This window comes from Paraglaciecola arctica (genome assembly GCF_018861065.1).
In the GTDB taxonomy this organism is placed as follows: Bacteria; Pseudomonadota; Gammaproteobacteria; order Enterobacterales; family Alteromonadaceae; genus Paraglaciecola; species Paraglaciecola arctica_B.
Genome location: NZ_JAHKQO010000051.1, coordinates 20,893 through 42,314, shown reverse-complemented (window position 1 = coordinate 42,314; position 21,422 = coordinate 20,893). Strand labels below are relative to the sequence as shown.

16 protein-coding genes are annotated in these 21,422 nt (G+C 41.6%); 9 read left to right on the top strand and 7 right to left on the bottom strand.

Going from position 1 to position 21,422, the window contains the following annotated elements; translation table 11 throughout:
• Nucleotides 1-218 precede the first annotated feature (218 nt).
• Together KO534_RS22645 and KO534_RS22640 are read left to right on the top strand one after the other, a co-directional pair.
• Nucleotides 219-509 carry a putative quinol monooxygenase gene (locus KO534_RS22645; protein WP_215933659.1) on the top strand — a complete coding sequence of 97 codons (291 nt, stop codon included), beginning with the start codon at nucleotides 219-221 and terminating at the stop codon, nucleotides 507-509.
• Nucleotides 510-585: 76 nt separating this feature from the next.
• Complete coding sequence (locus tag KO534_RS22640) at nucleotides 586-1,179, top strand: DUF6630 family protein (protein ID WP_215933657.1); 594 nt, start codon at nucleotides 586-588, stop codon at nucleotides 1,177-1,179.
• Between the two features lie 124 nt (nucleotides 1,180-1,303).
• Here the strand turns inward: KO534_RS22640 and hslU are convergent, their stop codons facing one another.
• The 4 genes from hslU to priA form a co-directional block, all read right to left on the bottom strand.
• Nucleotides 1,304-2,635: an HslU--HslV peptidase ATPase subunit gene (hslU, locus tag KO534_RS22635; RefSeq protein ID WP_215933655.1), complete on the bottom strand. Its 1,332-nt coding sequence runs from the start codon at nucleotides 2,633-2,635 to the stop codon at nucleotides 1,304-1,306.
• An 80-nt stretch (nucleotides 2,636-2,715) separates the two neighbouring features.
• On the bottom strand, nucleotides 2,716-3,240 hold the full coding sequence (gene hslV, locus KO534_RS22630; protein WP_215933653.1) for an ATP-dependent protease subunit HslV: 525 nt from the start codon (nucleotides 3,238-3,240) through the stop codon (nucleotides 2,716-2,718).
• Nucleotides 3,241-3,408: 168 nt separating this feature from the next.
• Nucleotides 3,409-3,948: an SPOR domain-containing protein gene (locus tag KO534_RS22625; protein WP_215933650.1), complete on the bottom strand. Its 540-nt coding sequence runs from the start codon at nucleotides 3,946-3,948 to the stop codon at nucleotides 3,409-3,411.
• Nucleotides 3,949-4,034: 86 nt separating this feature from the next.
• Entirely contained in the window at nucleotides 4,035-6,215 is a 2,181-nt protein-coding gene (priA, locus tag KO534_RS22620) for a primosomal protein N' (RefSeq protein ID WP_215933648.1), read from the bottom strand.
• A 282-nt stretch (nucleotides 6,216-6,497) separates the two neighbouring features.
• Here priA and rpmE point away from each other — a divergent pair, with 282 nt between their 5' ends.
• From rpmE to KO534_RS22605, 3 genes are all read left to right on the top strand, one after another.
• Entirely contained in the window at nucleotides 6,498-6,710 is a 213-nt protein-coding gene (gene rpmE, locus KO534_RS22615; RefSeq protein ID WP_007625132.1) for a 50S ribosomal protein L31, read from the top strand.
• Between the two features lie 410 nt (nucleotides 6,711-7,120).
• On the top strand, nucleotides 7,121-8,368 hold the full coding sequence (locus tag KO534_RS22610; protein WP_215933646.1) for a malic enzyme-like NAD(P)-binding protein: 1,248 nt from the start codon (nucleotides 7,121-7,123) through the stop codon (nucleotides 8,366-8,368).
• A 330-nt stretch (nucleotides 8,369-8,698) separates the two neighbouring features.
• Nucleotides 8,699-9,016: a DUF3718 domain-containing protein gene (locus KO534_RS22605; RefSeq protein WP_215933644.1), complete on the top strand. Its 318-nt coding sequence runs from the start codon at nucleotides 8,699-8,701 to the stop codon at nucleotides 9,014-9,016.
• A gap of 171 nt (nucleotides 9,017-9,187) precedes the next feature.
• Here the strand turns inward: KO534_RS22605 and KO534_RS22600 are convergent, their stop codons facing one another.
• Nucleotides 9,188-9,772 carry a TetR/AcrR family transcriptional regulator gene (locus tag KO534_RS22600; protein WP_215933642.1) on the bottom strand — a complete coding sequence of 195 codons (585 nt, stop codon included), beginning with the start codon at nucleotides 9,770-9,772 and terminating at the stop codon, nucleotides 9,188-9,190.
• Between the two features lie 138 nt (nucleotides 9,773-9,910).
• Between KO534_RS22600 and KO534_RS22595 the strand changes: the two genes are divergently transcribed.
• Nucleotides 9,911-11,320, top strand: a complete 1,410-nt coding sequence (locus KO534_RS22595) for an NAD(P)/FAD-dependent oxidoreductase (protein ID WP_215933639.1) — start codon at nucleotides 9,911-9,913, stop codon at nucleotides 11,318-11,320.
• 10 nt (nucleotides 11,321-11,330) lie between these two features.
• Entirely contained in the window at nucleotides 11,331-12,419 is a 1,089-nt protein-coding gene (locus KO534_RS22590; protein WP_215933637.1) for a DUF2855 family protein, read from the top strand.
• A gap of 30 nt (nucleotides 12,420-12,449) precedes the next feature.
• Here KO534_RS22590 and KO534_RS22585 read toward each other — a convergent pair whose 3' ends face one another.
• Nucleotides 12,450-13,070, bottom strand: a complete 621-nt coding sequence (locus KO534_RS22585; RefSeq protein WP_215933635.1) for a YigZ family protein — start codon at nucleotides 13,068-13,070, stop codon at nucleotides 12,450-12,452.
• A 13-nt stretch (nucleotides 13,071-13,083) separates the two neighbouring features.
• Entirely contained in the window at nucleotides 13,084-13,959 is an 876-nt protein-coding gene (locus tag KO534_RS22580) for an EamA family transporter (protein ID WP_215933633.1), read from the bottom strand.
• Between the two features lie 212 nt (nucleotides 13,960-14,171).
• Between KO534_RS22580 and KO534_RS22575 the strand changes: the two genes are divergently transcribed.
• Both KO534_RS22575 and KO534_RS22570 read left to right on the top strand, forming a co-directional pair.
• A complete protein-coding gene (locus KO534_RS22575) occupies nucleotides 14,172-18,236 on the top strand; it encodes a hypothetical protein (protein WP_215933631.1) in 4,065 nt (1,354 codons plus the stop codon).
• 186 nt (nucleotides 18,237-18,422) lie between these two features.
• On the top strand, nucleotides 18,423-21,413 hold the full coding sequence (locus KO534_RS22570) for a DUF3857 domain-containing transglutaminase family protein (RefSeq protein WP_215933629.1): 2,991 nt from the start codon (nucleotides 18,423-18,425) through the stop codon (nucleotides 21,411-21,413).
• The last annotated feature ends 9 nt before the right edge of the window (nucleotides 21,414-21,422 follow it).

Here is a 21,422-nt window from a genome sequence, read left to right as displayed (position 1 = left end):
AAAGCCTTAAAGATGATTTAAACTTGGTCGAAATTTTAGCAAACATCAGAGATGAACCGAGATCACTAGTTATAGGTCAAATCGTTAGTCAGTATTCAGAGTAATGTAAAGTACACACTCACTTTAAATGCACTTTGTAGTAGTTGATTATTGTGAGTTTAGATACCTAATTGGATTAAGCGTTAACGCTCTTTGAGGTAATTGGAAAGGAAGTCACTTTGACAAAAATTGTATTGACGGGCCATATAAATGTAGCCGCGGGGCAAATTGATTTAATTAAATCTGCTCTTCCAAAGCACATCGCTTTAACGCTACAAGAGCCCGGATGTTTAGCGTTTAGAGTCACTCAAAGAGAACATCAACCAAGCATTTTTGAGGTTTATGAAGAATTCGTCGATAAACAAGCATTCGAAGCGCACCAGAAAAGAGTATCAAGCTCTAGCTGGGGAGTGATTTCTAAAGACGTTGAGCGCCACTATGTTGTAAAGGATATAGTGAAGGAAATTTAAACAAAGTTTCGCTAGCCACAACTAAAGTAAATCGGTTAACAGAACTGGTTGCACACCATTGTTTGGAAACAAAAAAATGAAAGTCATTTATTTAGCCATCTTCACGATTTTTACCCTAAGTTGCGGACAACAAGAGCCGAATAACGAACATCCTCAATTCATCTTTGCGCAAATTATATCTGACAATACTCCTAATGTTCTGAGTGACGTGAGCCTTTTTTTATCTAGTAAAAATGCCTACAAACAACAGTATAAGGACAACTTGGAGTATCACGGATACGAAGCGCCTTTCGATAATGAATTTGATTTTACCTTTGTGATTGTCGAAAGTTTAAAAGCAAATGGATTAGCAATAGATGTGGATTGGCGGGAAGCCCCTCGTCTTGTATTGGACTCGCTTAATAGAACGTCTAATAACCGACTCTCTGTGTGCGCCAGCTTTGAACAGCTTAAAAATGATTTTGCCAAAACAGGCAACAATATTTCGTTCTACTTAGAGTCAAAAGACCCACAATCTTTGCTGTTACAGTGTAGTAAAAGTGTGGGATTAGAAATTATTGGAATCGATAATGGCTCTGATTCATATGTTTTGACTCTAGCCAGTGTTAAGAGTCTTTCGAAAATTTTAGAATACTCAAAAAAATCAGAAATAAAACTAAACACTTGGTGAGACCTAACCGCAAAGGGCTAAACGAAGTGATGGCCGTTCAGAAATATCATCATGTTGATTTTACTTTTGATACAAAAATGCCGCTATGTTAAAGCGGCATTTTTAAATAAGCATTGTTCATCATTTATAAAATGAAGCGACTTAAATCTTCGTCTTCCACTAACATGTCTAAGTGGTCGTTGACGTATTTGGCATCGATGACTAGGGTTTCACCGTTTTTTTCTGAAGCGTCGTAGGAAATTTCTTCCATGAGTTTTTCCATCACTGTATGTAAACGTCTAGCACCGATGTTTTCGGTACGTTCGTTGACTTGCCATGCAGCTTGAGCAATACGCTCAATGCCTTCTTCGGAAAATGAAACATCTACACCTTCAGTTTTTAACAACGCCACGTACTGCTCGGTAAGTGAAGCGTTAGGTTCAGTCAAAATTCGTACAAAATCGTGAGCGGTTAAGGCACCTAACTCAACACGAATAGGCAAACGACCTTGTAACTCAGGGATCAAGTCTGAAGGTTTGCTCATCTGAAACGCACCAGAGGCAATAAACAAAATATGGTCGGTTTTAACCATGCCATGTTTAGTGGATACCGTTGAGCCTTCTACTAAAGGTAGTAGGTCGCGTTGTACACCTTCGCGGGACACATCGCCGCCACTTGTGGTGCCTTCACGTTTACAAATTTTGTCGATTTCATCGATAAACACTATGCCGTTTTGTTCAAGGGATTCGATGGCGGTTTGTTTCAAATCTTCTTGATTGACTAACTTACTGGCCTCTTCTTCAGTCAATAATTTAAGGGCTTCCTTAACTTTTAGTTTCTTCTTTTTCTTTTCTTTGCCAGAAAGATTTTGAAACATGCCTTGTAGCTGGTTAGTCATTTCTTCCATACCTGGAGGTGCCATGATCTCAACACCCACTTGAGGTGCAGCAACATCTAATTCAATTTCTTTGTCGTCTAACTGACCTTCACGTAGTTTTTTACGGAAAATTTGTCTAGTGCCTTTATCTTGATGTTCTTCTTTATCACCAAAAGCATTTTCTGGAGGAGGTAACAACGCATCTAAAATGCGTTCTTCAGCAGCTTCTTCAGCACGGAACTTCACCTTATTGGTGGCCTGTTCTTTGGTCATCTTGACGGCGATGTCGGCTAAGTCACGTATGATAGTTTCTACTTCTTTACCCACATAACCTACTTCGGTAAATTTGGTGGCTTCCACCTTAATAAAAGGCGCATTCGCCAATTTTGCTAGACGACGGGCAATTTCAGTTTTACCTACACCTGTTGGGCCAATCATCAAAATATTCTTAGGGGTAACTTCTTGGCGCAACTCTGAATCAAGCTGCATTCTCCGCCAGCGATTTCTAAGAGCAATAGAGACCGCTCTTTTGGCATCTTGCTGACCAATAATATGACTGTCCAATTCATGGACGATTTCTCTTGGGGTCATGTCTGACATAAATAAAACCTTATAATCTGGGTAAATGACTGGCGCTAATGATTGCTGCGCCAGTCACAAAAATAACTTTGCCGAAGTGCTTAATAATCTATCGTTTCAATGGTTTGGCTATGATTGGTAAATACGCAAATATTGCCGGCTATGGTTAAACTCTTTTCGGCAATTTCTTTGGCCGTTAGCTCAGTATTTTCCAGTAAAGCCATGGCGGCTGATTGCGCAAAGTTACCGCCAGAGCCAATCGCGATTAAGTCATTTTCTGGCTGAACCACGTCTCCGTTACCGGTAATGATGAAAGAGGCGGTTTCGTCAGCCACGGCCAGTAAGGCTTCAAGTTTGCGCAACATTCGGTCGGTGCGCCAATCTTTAGCGAGTTCAACGGCAGCACGAGTTAGGTTGCCTTGATGCATTTCAAGCTTAGACTCAAAACGTTCAAACAAAGTAAAGGCGTCAGCTGTGCCGCCAGCAAAACCTGCTAGTACTTTGTTGTTATAAAGGCGGCGCACTTTTTTGGCGTTGCCTTTCATTACAGTATTGCCAAGAGAAACTTGACCGTCACCGGCTATTACTACTTGGTTATTGCGGCGTACAGATACAATGGTAGTCACGAAAATTCCTTCAGTGTCCAAGGACAACTTACTGTGATTACATTAAGTTGTCAGGGCTAAGAGTGGGCTATGGTTTTCAAAATTTTAGAAAACGCCGCCGAGTGGAATAGATGTGGGGAGCATTCTTTTTTTTTCAAGCTGCAGGCTTATGCTCTGCAGCCATATTGGTTAAAGATTCCAATTCCAGATCTTACAGCCGTTAATTTTGGCACGTTGTAGGGTGTGGCGGTCTTTTTCAGCGCCACGTTTGCTGTCATAAGGACCAAGAATTACGCGGTACCATTTTCCTGAAGAACCTTGGCTTGGTCTCACTTGTGCTTCCAAGCCTTGAAAAGCTATTTTGGCCTTAAGCTCTTGCGCTTGACCATCGGTTCTAAATGAGCCGCATTGAATCAGGCGGCGCACTGTTGGTTGGTCTTGTTCTTTGTGATCTATTTCTACTGTGTATTCGGGTAGGGTTTTAATAAATTCCCATTCTTCTTCTGGAATTTCTGGCAAGGCATTTTCTTGCTTTGTATTTTGCTCAGGAGTAACAACTTTTGTGGTTGTATCATCAGGTGCAGTACCTTTGATGCTCCAAAGAAAATAAGCAAAGCCTGCCACCAACACTAAGGTGATAATAATCCGTAACCAAGGTAGTGATGGTTTGGGGGGCGGTGGCGCGGTTTTTTTGCCGCGGCCACGAGCCACGTAATCTTTGTGAGCCATGTAATAAAAGTACTGCTAGGAAATAATAGAATCGATCTTACCTAGGATCACAGGATCCTCAATCAGAATCTTCATTATTATTAGTTTCAGGTGAAATCTTGAGGGTCAATATCTAACGACCAGCGAATTTTATTGGCGAGTTGGAAGGATTCAATCTGTTGAATTTGCTGCCCAATGGCTTTTTGCAAGCTACTGCGTTGTGCACTTTGCAATAACAGTTGCATTCTAAAATGCCCTTGACGTTTTTCCATCAAGGCAGGAATAGGCCCCAAACAACTTACCCCATCTACATGACTAAATAGTTGCGCAATTTGTTGTAAAAAATCAAAAGCGTCTCTGGCACTTAACGCCTGCGCTTTAAATAACGCTTGAAAACTATGGGGTGGTAAATTGGCATGTTGCCTTTCTAGCAACGCATATTGTGCAAAGTGGCTGTAACCGTTATTGATTAAATCTTGAAGCAGAGGATGCCCCGGGTCGTGGGTTTGCAACCACATCTCACCAGGTTTTTCAGCGCGCCCAGCGCGGCCTGCTAGTTGTGTAATAAGTTGCGCCAAATGTTCAGCCGCGCGATAGTCTGCGCTAAACAAGGCTCCGTCTACATCTAAAATTAATACCAGCGTAACATTTGGAAAATGATGGCCTTTAGATAAAATTTGAGTGCCAATTAATATTTGATGCTCATTATTGTTAATACTGTTGAGCATTTTATCTAACTTGTTTTTACCTCTGGCGCTGTCACTGTCTATGCGAATACTACTGTATTGTGGAAAGTACTCAGCTAGACCTTGCTCTAGTTGCTCGGTACCTACACCCATGGATACCAATTCGTGGGAGTGACATTGTTGACAGGTTTTAGGGATAGGTTTGGCACTGCCACAATGGTGACACTGCAACTTATATAACTGTTTGTGCACAGTGTAGGGTTTGTCGCAGTGTTTGCAGTGTTCCACAAAACCACATTGATGACACATTAAGGCCGGTGCGTAGCCTCGGCGATTAATAAACAACATCACTTGGCTACCTTGCTGCAAATGTTGGCTCATTCGCTCCAACATGCCTTGTGCTACGCCAAATTTTAGTGGTTGTTGGCGAATGTCAAATACGTGCTGTGTCGCAAGTGAGGCATTTCCGGCTCGCTGCTGCAATTTTAGATGTTGATATTTACCACTTAAGGCGTTGTTGAGGGTTTCTAGTGCCGGTGTAGCCGAGCCTAGTACCAGTGGAATATTCTCTTCACGGGCGCGGATTACCGCTAAGTCACGGGCGTGATAACGCAATCCGTCTTGCTGTTTATACGAAGAATCATGCTCCTCATCCACTATCAATAAGCCGGGTTTGAGCATAGGTGTAAAAATAGCCGAGCGAGTGCCAATAATGATGCCTAACTTAGCACTAGCGCTTTGCTGCCACACTTGAAGGCGCTCATTGTTATTGAGACCGGAATGCAACACACCAACTTCTATCCCAAAGCGATACTTAAACCTATGTACAGTTTGCGGGGTGAGACCAATTTCGGGCACTAATATTAAAACTTGTTTACCTTGCTTTAATACTTGCTCAATGGCCTGCAAGTACACTTCTGTCTTGCCGCTACCAGTAATGCCATCCAATAAAAAACAGCCATACTGGTCAAGCTTGGCTTCAATACAACTTATCGCAATGGCTTGTTCAACATTGGCCTTAGGTTTGTCTCGCACTACTAAATTTTGCTGCCAAGTGGGTTCTTGGGAAACTTGTTTGCTGATTGATTCAACTAATGCTTTTTCTACAAGGGCCTTAATTGCGGCTGCGCCAAATTCAGACTTGGCCTTTGACTTCAGACAATCTTGTTTTTGTAGGGCTTCTAGTAATGCTCGCTGCTTTGGAGCGCGAGATAAACTGCTTAAGTCTGTAGTTTGACCTTGGTGGCTTAAGGTCCAAAATTCGATGGGTTTTTCTTGGCTCGATTCTCCTTTGCGCAGTGCCACTGGCATAGCGGTTTGTACTACATCTCCTATAGGATGTTTATAATATTGCGCTAACCAACTACATAGTTTAATCAGTATAGGGTCAAATATTGGAGAGTCATCTAACACCGCTTCGATAAATTTCAGTTTGCTGATATCCCAAACCGATTGGTCACTCGTTTCCCACACGACACCTATCAATTTGCGGGGACCAAAAGGCACCGCGACACGTACCCCAATGTCTAACGCTTTGCCATCAAAGCGATAATCAAATAATTGGCGCTTAGGAATAGGGAGAGCAACACGAATTATGACCATTTAAATAATACAAGCCTTTAATGAAATATGATTTATAGCGGAGACCCTTGCAACTTACCTTTATTAGCTGGCTATATTCAATCGCCGTGACTGAGTTATTCCCATTATTTGCGGTATTTGGCGGTGGTTTGAGTATAAATTCAACAAAACCCTTGATCGCCCAAGCTGGTTACATTAATATGCGCGCCACTTTGCGGCAAGCCACAAAGCTTTTTAATTTAATTTTCGTATGGTGTTCAACTTCGGGTTGAATAGCGATGCGGCCTGACGAAGAGGTAACCCATGAAACAAGATATCCATCCTGATTATCAAGAAATGACTGCAAACTGTTCTTGCGGTAATGTTATCAAAGTACGTTCTACTTTGAAAAAAGACATCAACTTAGACGTATGTTCGTCTTGCCACCCTTTCTACACGGGCAAGCAACGTAACGTTGATACTGGTGGTCGTGTTGATAAATTCAACAAACGTTTTGCTGGTCTTAAGAAAAGCTAAAATTGTTTGTCAATTGGCAATACATCACAAAGGCGCTGTTTCAGCGCCTTTTTTTGTAGCTAATTTTTGTTACGTTAAATCGAAGTGTTTGATGCGCCTTACCAAGGTCTTTTACACTATGGCCCGCGTGGTAAAATATTGAAAACGATTTCAACCTGACCAATTAAACTCTTTTGTAAATCAAATACATAAAGGACTTAGCTGTATATATTTTAATTATATTGGCTATACAAAATAAGAACTCTTATCTGATGTGTTCAGCGCCTAAAGCTGTGTTACCTTGCTACTAGCAATGTTGTTTAACGCTGTGTCTGATGGACTTATTTCATAAAATTCAAAGTTAATAAGAACACCATTCGAGGTTGCAATTTTTCGTCAATTTTTATTCTTTTTAAAGGACTGACAACATAATGTCTGATTTCCGCCAACAAGCTCTCGATTATCATGCTAAACCTGTCCCAGGAAAAATCAGTATTGAGATTACTAAGCCCGCCGAAACGGTGACCGATTTAGCCTTAGCCTATAGCCCAGGAGTAGCTGAGCCGGTTCGAGAGATTGCAGCAGATCCAGACGCAGCCTTTAAATACACAGGTAAAGGCAACTTAGTGGCGGTCATATCAAATGGTACTGCTATTTTGGGGCTAGGCGATTTAGGCCCGTTAGCATCTAAACCTGTGATGGAAGGCAAAGCTTTGTTATTTAAACGTTTTGCGAATATCGATTCTATTGATATTGAAGTGAAACATACAACAACGGAAGACTTTATCAATACAGTGGCTAATATCGCAGATACCTTTGGTGGTATCAATTTGGAAGATATTAAGGCACCTGAATGTTTTGAAATTGAGCAAGAATTAATAAAGCGCTGCGCCATCCCAGTGTTTCATGATGATCAACATGGCACCGCAATAGTCACTGCTGCTGGCATGCTGAATGCTTTAGAGATTCAAGGCAAAAATATTAACGATGCCACTATAGTGTGTTTAGGCGCCGGAGCTGCCGCTACCGCTTGTATGGAGCTGTTGGTTAAATGTGGCGCTAAACGCGAACGTATCTATATGCTTGATAGAAAAGGTGTAATCCATACTCGTCGCGAAGACCTTACTTTCCACAAAAAATTATTTGCCAATAATACTGATAAACGCACCTTAGAAGATGCCTTAGATTGTGCCGATGTATTTGTGGGTGTGTCTGGTCCTAATCTATTGCCACCCGAAGCCTTAAAACTAATGGCACCTAAACCGGTAATATTTGCGTGTTCTAACCCTGACCCTGAAATTAAACCAGAGCTAGCCCATCAAATACGCGATGACTTAATCATGGCAACCGGACGTTCTGATTATCCAAATCAAGTAAACAACGTTTTGTGTTTCCCGTTTATTTTTCGTGGTGCATTAGATGTGCGCGCTTCGCAAATTAACGACGAAATGAAAATTGCCGCTGTGGATGCAATTCGCGCCATTGCTAAAGAAGAAGTACCCAAAGACGTGATATCCGCCAGTAACATTGATAGTCTGAGTTTTGGTAAAGATTATATTATTCCTAAACCTATGGACCCGCGTTTGTTAAAACGTGTCGCAAAAGCGGTAGCCCAAGCTGCGCTGGATTCAGGTGTGGCTGCCATTACTGAGTTGCCAGCAAGTTACTTACAGGATTAAGTTACCCCTCGGCTCGTTCCCTGCAAAGCGCCCCAAACCATTATTTGGGGCTAGCTTGATATGCAGTTGCCAAAAAAGGCAGAGTAAGGGTTTTATTCCCCTGAGACAGCGCCACAATCACATCCTGATAATTAGCTAAATGTAACAAAATTTCGCAATATACGATGAATAACCCAAGTTAAGCGGCGGATTATCGCGCTAAATATTGAGTTGAACGCTTCACCGCGTTTAGCCGCAATTGAGCATTTTTTGTGCTTCAATCTCAATTTCAATCTCTACTCTATGGGTGTACACAAAATAACACCAGCAACCAACATAGAGAGATTTATCATGAAAAAAGCAATTATTAGCACCATCATCAGCGCAGGCCTTTTTTTAGCAGGCAGTGCTCAAGCGGCTAACGAAATGGACCCAGCAGTTGAAAGTAAATTAGTTAAAGTATGTGAAGCGATTAAAAGTGACAGCGTTATTAAAGTAAATGTAGCGATACGAGATAGCGGCCTAGGAATGAAACGAATTGCCGACGGCTTAGTGTGTAATGGTTATGATCCAGTTAGTTTTGCTATGGCAAATGAAGCTCAAAAAACCGCAAAATTTCTAGCCAAAAAAAGCGCCGCAGACAATCAGGAATTTTTGGCTAGCTTATAGACCCTTAATATGAAAATGCTAAAAGACAGTGAGCTAAACTAGTTATCAAAATTAGTTTATCTCACTGCTCACTTCACTTAATAAAAACCCGTTTCACCTCTAACAATCAATCAAAAAGGCTTCGTAGGAGCTTTTTGTCGTACTCCTAGTTAAAGAACGGACTCGCCAAATTTACGAAGCATGCTTCGAGATAATCGCATCGATGTGAGTTGATAATGCGTTTAACGCTAAAGTATTCCACTCGTCTGGACTTATTAAAGTTGAAATAGCGTGATGTTTTAAACTCACATAACCATGTACAAAGGCCCAAATTTCTAACGCGATTCGTTGTTTCTTAGCGATAGGGGTCTCTTTGGGTAAAATAAGTGAACTCACTTCAATTAACAGCTTGAAGGCTTTTTCAGCTATATCTCGAGCTTCTTCAGACGGAAAATAACCGGGATCACTTTCGCCAAATATGAGGCGGTAATGGGCTTCATATTTGTCAGCCACCTCTAAATAACCTTTGACTCCTTGTAAAATGGTTTCTCTGGGCCCTTTGGCAGACTTGAGTATGTCCATAGCAGCAAATACTTTCCGAAACCCTTCAATATACAGCTCGTCTAGAATGCCTTGTTTGCCTTTAAAGTGACTGTATATGCCAATTGTAGAGACGCCAGCACGTTTGGATATGGCTCTAACGCTAAGTGCTGAAGTACCTCCTTCAAGGAACAATTCAGATGCTGCTTGTAAAATAATGCTCTTTGCGTCGCTCATGATGATAATGATTTAACCACTGGATAAAGATAAATTGTTGACCTGTATAACACTGTTATGATTAACTATAACAGTGTTATGTGCAATGTGATTTTTATCCAACTGCACAATATTCATTCATATTAAGCAGGAAAAATAATGACTACATTCACCCATGAAACAGATTATTTGATAGTTGGTAGCGGCGCGGTAGGTATGGCATTTGCCGATATTTTATTGACCGAAAGTGATGCCAACATAATTATTGTCGATCGATTCCACAAACCCGGTGGCCATTGGAACGTTGCTTATCCTTTTGTGACCTTGCATCAGCCCTCTTCTTTTTATGGCATCAGTTCCCGTGAATTGAGTAAGGGCTGTATTGATAAAGTGGGCCTCAATAAAGGTTTAAACGAGCTCGCCTCTGGAGCTGAAGTGAGTGCCTATTTTGATGACGTGATGCGCGAACAGTTTTTACCTTCAGGACGGGTACAGTATTTCCCAATGTGTGATTACAAAGGTAACGGAAAATTTGTTTCTTCACTTACTGGTGAAACCCATCAAGTGAAAGTGAACAAAAAAACTGTCGATGCCACTTATTTGAATACTCATGTTCCTTCTACTCACACCCCTAATTTCAGTATTGCATCTGATGTGCAATTTATGCCATTAAATGATTTACCGAAAGTAACGCAACCTCCCGCTGGATATGTGGTGATTGGAGGCGGTAAAACAGGCATAGATGCAATATTGTGGTTACTCGAAAAAAATGTCGACCCTGATGAAATCCAATGGATCATGCCAAGAGATGCATGGTTGATTGACCGCCAAAATACCCAACCTACAGAAGAGTTTTTCTTCGAATCCATTGGCGCTCAGGCGGCGCAAATGGAAGCCATCGCGCAGTCTAGTTCAGTTGAAGATATGTTTGATCGCTTAGAGAAAGCCGGAGTGTTCTTGCGAATTGATACTAATGTTCAGCCACAGATGTTTCACGGTGCAACGGTCAGCCAAATGGAATTAGCAGAGTTACGTAAAGTCAAAAATATCATACGTAAGGGCAGAGTGACGAGTCTTGAAAGTAATCAAATTGTGTTAGAAAAAGGCACCATTCCTACATCTACCAAACACCTACACATTGACTGTTCAGCCAGTGCTTTGGTGAATTTAGAAACCAAGCCTATTTTTGAAGGCGATCTCATTACTCCGCAAACCGTGCGTTCTTACCAACCGGTTTTCAGTGCCGCCTTTATTGCTCACATAGAGTTGGCCTATCCAGAGGAGGCCAAGAATAAAATTTGTAATGTGGTGCCACTACCTAACACCTTAACCGATTGGTTACGTTTAACCGCGGCCTTTATGATGAATCAATACATTTGGTCACAAGATGATAATTTACGTAAGTGGCTACTCGAAAATAGACTTGATGGATTTAGCCAGTTAATGCGCAGCGTTAAAGAAGACGAAGTGGAAAAGCAAGCCGTAGTGCAACGTATGCGTGAAAACGCGCAGCCAGCAATGGGTAAGTTACAACAATATTTAGCACAAATACAAGCCGCGGCGAGCTAAGGAGAAAGTGATGAGTGAATTTCAAATACGCAAAGATAACTATCATACCAATAGAGTGGTAGCCACTGACCTATCAGAAAGTGACATTGCTGCTGGTGAAGTATTAGTGAAAATTGACAAGTTTGCATTTACCGCTAACAACATGACTTATGCGGTAGTGGGTGATCAATTTGGATATTGGCAGTTTTTTCCACCCACAGGAAACAATGTAAGGGAGTGGGGCATTTTACCGGTTTGGGGTTTTGCCGATGTGGTTGCATCTAACGCTGAAAACGTTGCTGTAGGTGAGCGTTTATTTGGTTATTTTCCGCCAGCGACCTACCTCAAAATGACCCCTACTGCTGTCAGTGAATATCGTTGGATAGATGGGGCTGAGCATCGCGCTCCGTTGCCTTCAGGATACAACGCCTACCGCAGAGTATTGGCAGAGCCAAATTATAATAAAGCGATGGATGACTTTCGGATGTTGTTGTTTCCATTGCATATTACGTCTTACTGTTTATACGACAACTTGCAAGATAGAAACTGGTTTGGTGCCGAACAAGTGGTGGTCATCAGCGCCTCTAGTAAAACCAGCATTGGTTTAGGTTATGCCTTAGCTGACGACGAAAATGCCCCTAGTAGTATTGGCATGACCTCGGATCGCAATCTGGATATGGTGACGAAGTTAGGCATATATGACAGCACAGTCACTTATGATAACTTGACCTCAATTGACCCATCAAAACCCACAGTAATAGTGGACATGTCTGGTAACGGTGAGGTTCTGGGGCGGCTGCATAAACACCTTGGTGCCAACATGAAGTTTTGTTCAAATGTTGGTTTCACCCATTGGGAAGATGGTGGTATGGGGCCCGACTTTATTCAACAGCGCAGCGAAATGTTTTTTGCCCCGGCGCATATTCAAAAACGTATTAAAGACTGGGGTTCTGCAGTATTTGAGCAAAAGACCACTGCCTTTATGCAGTCTACTATTCAAAGAAGTGCCAGTTGGTTAAAGCTGACAGAGTTACATGGATTAAAGGGGTTAGCCGATGTTTATCAGTACGTGTGTGAAGGTAAGGTAAACCCTGAAGCCGGCTTAATCATTAAAATGTAAATGGCTTAACATAACCGAAGTTCTGACTGATTAATCTGGGTCTGGTGTTAATACTTCGACATTTCCAGCGGTAATATTGGTGACTTCGGTCTTAAATGTGCTTAACTCGCTACTCGCTATTGCAAAACAGAGGGTGACTTGTTGAGCATAAGACGGGGCCATACTCTCAATGTCATATCGCTCTAACAAACGCGATATACTGCCATCATAGGGGTAGTCATAACTTAAGTGCACCCTAGTGCGAGCGACCTTAAGTTTTAAGGGTAATTCTGATAACACTAAGGAAACCGCATCGGAGTACGCCCGTTGTAGCCCTCCGGTTCCGAGCTTAGTGCCGCCAAAGTAGCGCACCACTGCCACTACTAAATCGCCATAACCACTATACTCGAGTACTTTTAACATCGGCATACCAGCAGTGCCACTAGGCTCTCCGTCATCACTCATAGAGCGGATAGTTGTATTTGGAGCGCCAGCAATATAAGCCCAACACACGTGATTGGCCTGTGGGTGTTGCTCCCGTAACGAACGAATATAATCCTCAGCTTCACGACGATTAACGGCAGGCGCGGCAAAGGTTAAAAATTTACTGCGTTTAATTTCTAGTTCAACTTGATGTACCTCTGCAGGTACTTGATAACTCGCTGTTGTCATAGGTGTATTGCCATTAAGCCCACATTACCAAAATCGCTGCAGCTGCAATAAGCAGTAACCCCACTATCTCGTAGGTTTTGACTTTGTTCTTTAACCAGAATGTGGCGATCAAAATGGTAAATAATACCTCAACTTGGCCTAGTGTTTTGACATAAGCAACATGTTGTAATGCCATTGCACTAAACCAACAAATAGAGCCAAAACAACTGGTTGCACTAGTGGCAAAGGTCATTTTAGTGTTGTTTTTAAGGGCGACAAAAGTACTGCGGTCTTTTATCGCAATATAACTCACTAACAAAGTGGTTTGAATACATAACACCCAGAGTAAAACCCAAGCGGCACTGTGGGGGAAAGGTACTTGTAGCAAGTGACTGGCTTCTCGAACATATAACGAAGTAAGTGCAAAACAGCTTCCACAGGCTAAGCCTATCAAGACGGTTTTAAGGCTAAGTTGTCCTTTTCTGCCGCCCCCAGACAACACAAAAATTGCGGCAGCTCCAACTAAAATTCCAATCCAGCCAAATAAATTGAGTTGGCTGCCAAAAAATAAGGTGCCTAAAACACCTGCTACTAAGGCTTCACTTTTGGCAAGTCCTGCGCCTATGGCAAAATTCTTTTGTTTAAATAAAATCACCATTAACGAAGTAGCGAAAATTTGCATCACAGAAGCAAGTAACACAATTAATATAAATTCTGTAGTGAACTCGGGGATTGCTTGTTTTGAGAATGTGTAAAGTATCAGCAAATAGATGAGAGCAATAGGGGGAGCGAATAAAAAGCGAGATAAGGTCACGCCAGACGTGCTCATATGTGCACTTAGTTTACTTTGCAAAGCGTTACGAAACGTTTGCATCACCACTGCACCCAAAGTAAAGAAAACCCAGCTCACATAAATTCCTTGTTGATTTAAAACATGATTTTACCCTAGAAAAGTCACAAAGCTTAATCACCTGATCACATATCTAGTATTTTCGGTGTATATCAAACTGGCCAATTTTTTGGCAATTTCGGGTTTAGTTTCGCTCATGGCAAACATATAAAACTATTGATTTGTCTCAGGCACTAAAGGCAAACTACACAAAAGCACACAAGGAAAAAAACGTGGCCTCATTTAAAATTCTGCGTCAGTTAATACTCATTTGCCTAGTCACTTCATTCTGCTCTTTTGCCGAGGAATCGATTCCTGAACCATTAAAACATTGGCAAACATGGGTGTTAAAAGATTATCAAAACCTAAGTTGCCCTTTTATTAACCAAACAGAGTATAACAACCTAAACAACCATTTGTGTGCATGGCCAAATGTGATGGATATTAAAGTGGATCAGCAAGGAGCAGAATTTCGACAATCATGGAAAGTATTTTCTAAAACTGAGATCCCTTTACTGGGCAATCAAAAATACTGGCCCCATGAAGTGAAGGTAAACGGTGAAAACATCGTTGTGTTGCAACAAAAAAATCGCCCCGTGATTACCTTAGAAAAAGGCACTCATCTAGTCACTGGTAAGTTAAGTTGGCAACAAATGCCTGCAAGCATTTCGCTTCCTAGCGAAGTTGCGCTGGTGAATATGTCTATCAACGGACAACCCATTAACTTTCCCAAAGTAGAAAATAATCAGTTGTGGTTTCAAGAGTCGACTCAAGGTCAAGCTGAGCAAGAGTCACTTAACATGCGCGTGGTGCGAAAAATTACTGACGGCCCTTATTTACAACTTAAAACCATCATCGCAATTGATGTATCAGGAAAAATGCGTGAAGTTGCCCTAGGCCAAGTGTTACCAAAGAAATTTGAACTTGCCGGTATTCAAAGTGACATACCAACCTATCTGGATGCCCTTGGAGTGTTGCACTCAAAAGTTAAACCTGGGCGATGGCAAATTATAGTTAATGCTTACTCACTTCCAACCAATATAGAGTGGCAACGTCCCCCGCAAACTCACAACTGGCCCAAAGATGAAGTTTGGGCATTCGAAAGTGACGAAAAGTTACGCTTCGGTAAACTCAGTGGTGCCAGAGTAATCGATAGTGGACAAGTGGATATGCCGAAAAGCTGGTATAACTATCCCGCTTATTTGTTAACTGAAAAAGATACGCTGCGCTACGATATTGTGCACCGCGGCAAACCTTTACATCTCGAAAATCAACTTACCTTAAACCGCACTATGTGGGTCTCTTTTGACAATGCCGTGTATTCATTTAAAGACCAAATTAGTGGAACTATGGTGCAAGACTGGCGTTTAAGTATGCTACAGCCATTCAAGCTCGAAGCGGCTCAAGATCAAGACGGCGCGGTACTAATTACCAGTTTAACTGCAGATGAAAGAGGAATAGAAAATCGTTACCCCCAAGTCAATGTGAAGGCCAGCGGTGTTGTGAATGCAACATCTACTCTGCCAGTATCAGGATGGAAGAATGATTTTGAGCGGGTGTCCATTAAGGTGAATTTGCCGCCAGGCAATAAACTGTTTGCGGTGTTTGGCGCAGACAATGTTTCCGATAGCTGGTGGAGTAGTTGGTCAATTTGGGCAAGTTTTATTGTTTTACTGGCATCATTGGCCGCGTTTCGTTTAGCTGGAGTCGTGCCTGGAGTGTTAACCGCACTGATGTTATTGGCGGTTTATCAAGAAAACCATGCCCCGGTCATTGTCATGCTGAATTTACTGGTGGCGATGGCGGTGAAAAAACATCAGCCTTTTGAAAAGCTCAATTCCATTGCCAAAATGTATTGGGGCGCTAGCGCAGCGCTAGTGGCTGCATCAGTCTTGCTTTTCAGCGCCACGCAGCTGCGAACGGTAATTCATCCGCAGCTAGAAACTGGTAATCACACTATGTATCACCACAGCGCAGAAAATAATGTATCGCAAGCTGCAAATATTCAAACCCGCTCCGAAGAATCGGTCCGAAAAATGCGAGTCAGAGAACCACAAGTGGAAGCTGACATGGTGATGGTGAGCGGCTCAAAAGTACGCCAAGCCGATTCTTTTATGGAGCGTTATCAGTCTGACTCATTATTGCAAGCAGGTTCGGGCATGCCTGATTGGAGTTGGAATCAGTATTCAATCAGTTGGAACAGTCCTGTAGCCCAAGGGCAATCCTTTGAGCTGATTATTTTATCTCAGCTCAGCTATAAAATATTGAAGGTGATAGGCATTATTCTGATGTTGCTTTGGTTATTGTTTTTGTTAAAAGATGCAATTACTCCGACTATTAATCAATTCAAACATAAATCCAGCGCAGCGCTAGTGGTGATGTTATTCATGATGCCACTTTTTACACCATCGGCCGAAGCGACTAGTTTTCCAAGTCAAGCCATGCTGCAAGAGTTGCAAGCTCGCTTATTAGAAGCGCCAGAATGCGCGCCTAATTGCGCTTCAATTAATTCTGTTAACGTAGTCGCAAGCAACTCGCAGCTAACTCTTCAACTGGTTGTGCACGCAGACAGTCATACAGCTATTGCATTACCTCGCTCAGAATTTTGGCAAGGCCAATCATATGTTGTTAATGATAAAGCAGTAACCGGTGTTTACCGCCACAACAATTGGTTATATGTACCTGTTTCTAAAGGGATCTCTAGGTTAGACATCACAGGGCGCTTAATTCCAGTCGATAATTTTCAATTAAGGTTTAACGAACAACCCAAACGAATAGTGATACAGGACTCTGATAATTGGGAAATTGTGGGTACGCAAGGGAATGTCTTGTCTGGAAATACCTTAGAGTTTTTAGCCAAAATTAACGCCCAGCAAACAGACTCTCCCACTTCTACACGTTTTAAACAACAGCCTTTTGCCAAGGTGACTCGGGTGGTAACCCTAGACAAAATTTGGACAGTCAAAACTAAAGTAGAGCGCATTGCGCCAACCTCAGGATCAGTGAATATACAGGTCCCGATACTTCCCGGAGAGCGTGTAATTAGCGACCAAATAACAGTGGCAGATAATCAAGTCGCAGTCACTATTGCGGCAGGTGAAAGAACATTTAGTTGGCGCTCTACTTTGGAGCGCAATACGGCCATGCAATTCGTAGCAGCTGACAACAAAAACATAATTGAGCAGTGGCAAATAGTGATTAGTCCTGCTTGGCATTTAAGTTTGAAAGGTTTGCCATTGATAATGGAACCACAAAGCGCACTGGACTATTTTAGTTATTCATTTTATCCCTATGGCGGTGAATCACTTGAACTCGAAGTTTCCCGTCCTGAAGCGGTGCAAGGGGAGGCATTAGCAATAGACAGTGTAAACCTCAAAATTGATCAAGGCAGTCGCACCTCAAAGCTTGAGTTAGATTTTAATTATCGCAGTACCCGTGGTGGTGAACACATCATCGAGTTACCAGAAAATTATCAACTCAAAGAAGTGAAAACCGACGGCAACTTAATTAATTTGCAACCCGAGTCTAAGCAGCTCGCTATTCCGATTTCTCCGGGTACTCATCATATACAGATCAGCATGCGCTCCAATGAGGAAAGTGCGCTACTGTTTTCTCCACCGCAAATTAATCTACACGCCCCTTCTAGCAACATTACGACTCAAGTGAATGTGAGCAAGCAACGTTGGATTTTATGGGCAAAGGGTCCTCTTTTGGGCCCTGCGATCCTGTATTGGGGCGAATTGTTGGCATTTGTGTGTATCGCCTTGCTGTTGGCTCGGGTCAAGTTCTCACCTCTCAATACAGTGCAATGGTTAATACTGGGTTTAGGATTAAGTTTAAATAACTGGGGAGTCTTAGTGTTAATCGCACTGTGGTTTGCAGCAGTTACGGCAAGCCGTTTTAGACCTAAGAATACTGAGTATGTGATGTTCAATTTATCACAGCTTGTGTTGTATGGGTTTTCAGCGATAGCAATAATGTCGTTGATTTCTGTGGTGCCAATTAGTTTGTTGAGTAACCCTAGCATGGGAATTGAGGGGTATCAGTCTTATGGAAACACCTTGACTTGGTTTGCCGATAGAGCTGAGGGTAGTTTACCCAAGGTCACAATTTTGAGCATTTCAGTCTGGTTCTATAAGGCCATCATGCTGGTATGGGTATTGTGGTTGAGTACTTCGATTTTGAGTTGGATTAAATGGGCTTGGAAAATCATTGGCACCTATGGTTATTGGCGTTCATCACCCACTAAAAAAACCACAACAGCAAAATCTAAAGAAGTGGAAAACAAAATTGAGTAAAGTGAAATAAAAGCTGTGCATCAATTCTCAGAGTTGATGCTCTGCCGTTGTTTCTATTGGTATAAATCTCAATACTGATAGCTGTAACTAATGATATGATTAATCTATTGGGGATATATAGGTCTACTTTTTAGTAGTTGATTTAGCCAAATTAGCTGTCAGTGATTCAACTAAAAGGATTTAAGTTTGTTGTTTAATTTGTTTCGTATTCGTTGTGATTTTTTCGTTGTTTTTTGTTTTCTGTCAATCGTTTGTCAAAGCCAATCTAATGCACAAGAGTCACAAGGTTTTGAGTTAGAAGCTGCGCCGAATTGGGTTATTGAATATGACCCTGGAGCCATTGATGATGTGCCTACCGATGAAGTCAGTAATGGCTTGCATTACCACATGGTGGATAACCAAATCCGCGTTGTCAAAAATGGCGATAGAACATCCTATAGTCGCTATGTTGAAACTATAGTTAACCAAAGTGGTCTGGATAGCTCTTCACAGCTTAATTTGAAATTTGATCCTTCCTATCAAAAGCTGGCATTGCATTCACTGTATATTATTCGAGATGGACAACGTTTAGATCGGTTACACAGTACGAAAAAGACCTTACTCAATACTGAGACAGAATTAAAAAGGCAGATTTATAACGGCTCTTTAACGCTAAATGTATTGATCTCAGACCTTCAAGTGGGCGATACCTTGGATTACAGCTATACACGTTATGGTGCTAATCCAGTTTACCGAAATAGCTTTTCTTATAGTCGCAATATCAATTGGGGAGTGCCGCTAAATATTCAACATTTGAGAATATTATGGGGCAAATCAAATCCGCTAGTTGTGACCGCTATCAATGGTGAGCCAAATATACACACTACCCAAGTCGACGAATTTACTGAGTATCAAATTACTCAACTAAAACCCCAAAAACTGGACTCTGAATCGCAAGTACCCCAGTGGTACGATGCATATAGCTCGGTTTATTTTAGCGAGAGTGAAAGCTGGAATGACGTCGTTTCGTGGGCCTACCCTTTGTATCAATTCAAGATCCACAGCAGCGTTAAGCAGGTTGCAGACGAGATACGTAGCCTACATCCAGACCAGCCATCTCAAATAGTCGCGGCGTTGAAATATGCTCAAGAGCAAATCCGCTACGTTGGTTTAGAAATGGGAGCAAACTCTCATGTTCCCACTGCTCCAGAAGAAACCCTTAGGCTCAAATACGGCGATTGCAAAGACAAAACCAGTCTATTGATCGCTATATTAGCGGCGCTTGATATTGAGGCATACCCAGCTTTAGTTGATACCGAATATACAAAATTACTACAACACAGACCGCCAGCTGCCAACCTGTTTAACCATGTGATTGTCAGTTTACGCTACCAAGGTCAACAGATATGGTTAGATCCAACCTTAGTCAATCAAAGCGGTAATTTGGCAAACTTATATCAGCCTGATTATGGTTTTGCATTGGTCTTAAAACCCAAAGAAAACAGCTTAACATCTATGGCATCAGCCACAGCGGGTTCTTATGTTCATATCACTGAAAAATACTTCATTCCTAAAAAACATGAAGATAAAGTGACACTTTCGGTAGAGACCCAGTACTCCGGAAAAGAACTGCTGGATATACGCGATAGCCTAGAAAAAAAGGGCAAAAAGAAAGTCGCAGATAACTACGAAATTTACTATCAAAAATCATTTCCATCACTGGTCTCTGCAGCTGAGATGACAGTCAAGCTTGATGATAAACAAGGCACACTCTCTCTTAAAGAAACATACGATATCTCTGAATATTGGGAAAGAGGTGACGAACATTACGAAGCTGACTTTTACCCTAACGAAGTACGTGATGCGGTATTTAAACCCGATCAACTTAAAAGAACTGCACCGCTAGCATTAGAGTTTCCGAACAATATTAATAATCATTTTGAAATTACATTTGAATCAGACGGTTGGAGTTTTGGTGACGAAAATTTTGTTGAAGACAATCCGTTCTTTAGCTTTCAGAAAATAGTCACTTTTGAAGCCAATACTCTAAGGTTACAGTTTAACTATGTGGCGAAAACGGACCACGTTAACGCCGACCAAATAGACGAATACTTAGCCGCAAGAGAAAGACTCAGAGAAGAAGCCTACTTTGGGTTACTCAAATACATAAAAAGTGATGCAACTGAGACTCAAACTGAAATGGCTGAAGATGAACCTTTATCTAGGTTGCAAATAATCATCGTTGTTTACCTGCTTGGTATGGTCTTTATTTGGGTGAGTTGGGGATTAGAATCTCGACAACGCCCCGAATTCCCAGGTAGTCATTTTTATCCAATCTCTGGGGTAAAGTTTTTGATACTCAGCATAGGTACTATGGGGTTATACGATATCTATTGGTCTTATCGAAATTGGTATGCCATTAAATCAAAATACCATAAAGATATTATGCCTATCGCCAGAGGCATTTTTGCCCCAATTTGGTTTTATCCGTTATTTTCAGCTTTACGACAAGATAGCTTAGAGCGATTCGATAAAAACCAGGTAATGCTGCCTTTTTTCGCACTGGTTTTTGCTGCCGCTTATTTAATTATTTCATTTGCCTCAAGTTATTTTGAGCACATATTTGTGGTTATTTTAGGGCTGCTTACCTCTTTGTTTTTCTTGCCCTTGGTAGTCTACATTAACTCCCTAAATGACAAGTATGAAGGTGCCTACAAATACAATTCAAAGTGGTCACTCAGGCAAGTGGTTGCCTTAATTTTATGCGTGCCCTTAATCGCCTATACCTTGGCAATCGAAACCCCATTTTTACCCGGGGATTCAGTGAGAACCGAATCTCAGATGTTGCAAAGCGATTTAAAATTTTTATATCGCAAACAAGTTTTACCAGCGGACGAAACCATAGAGTATTTTTACAGTGACGCCTTTTTCAGCATAAGAGACGATGGCAACGGCTTTACACAAGAGCGAGTATTTTCGTATTGGTTGGATGATCAACAGGGTTTCGAACTAGAAGTGGCAAGTTTTGATCAAATCAAAAATATTGAAGTGGAATATGCCGAAGACCAAGACAGCAATACAATCATTATCATCAAGAGAACAGACAGCTCCGAGTTTATGTTATTTGTTTCCAGCGTCGATGATGGGGATAAGTTGTTTTTTAATACTTTAAATAAATTATGGAAAAGTAAAAAATAACGCCGATCT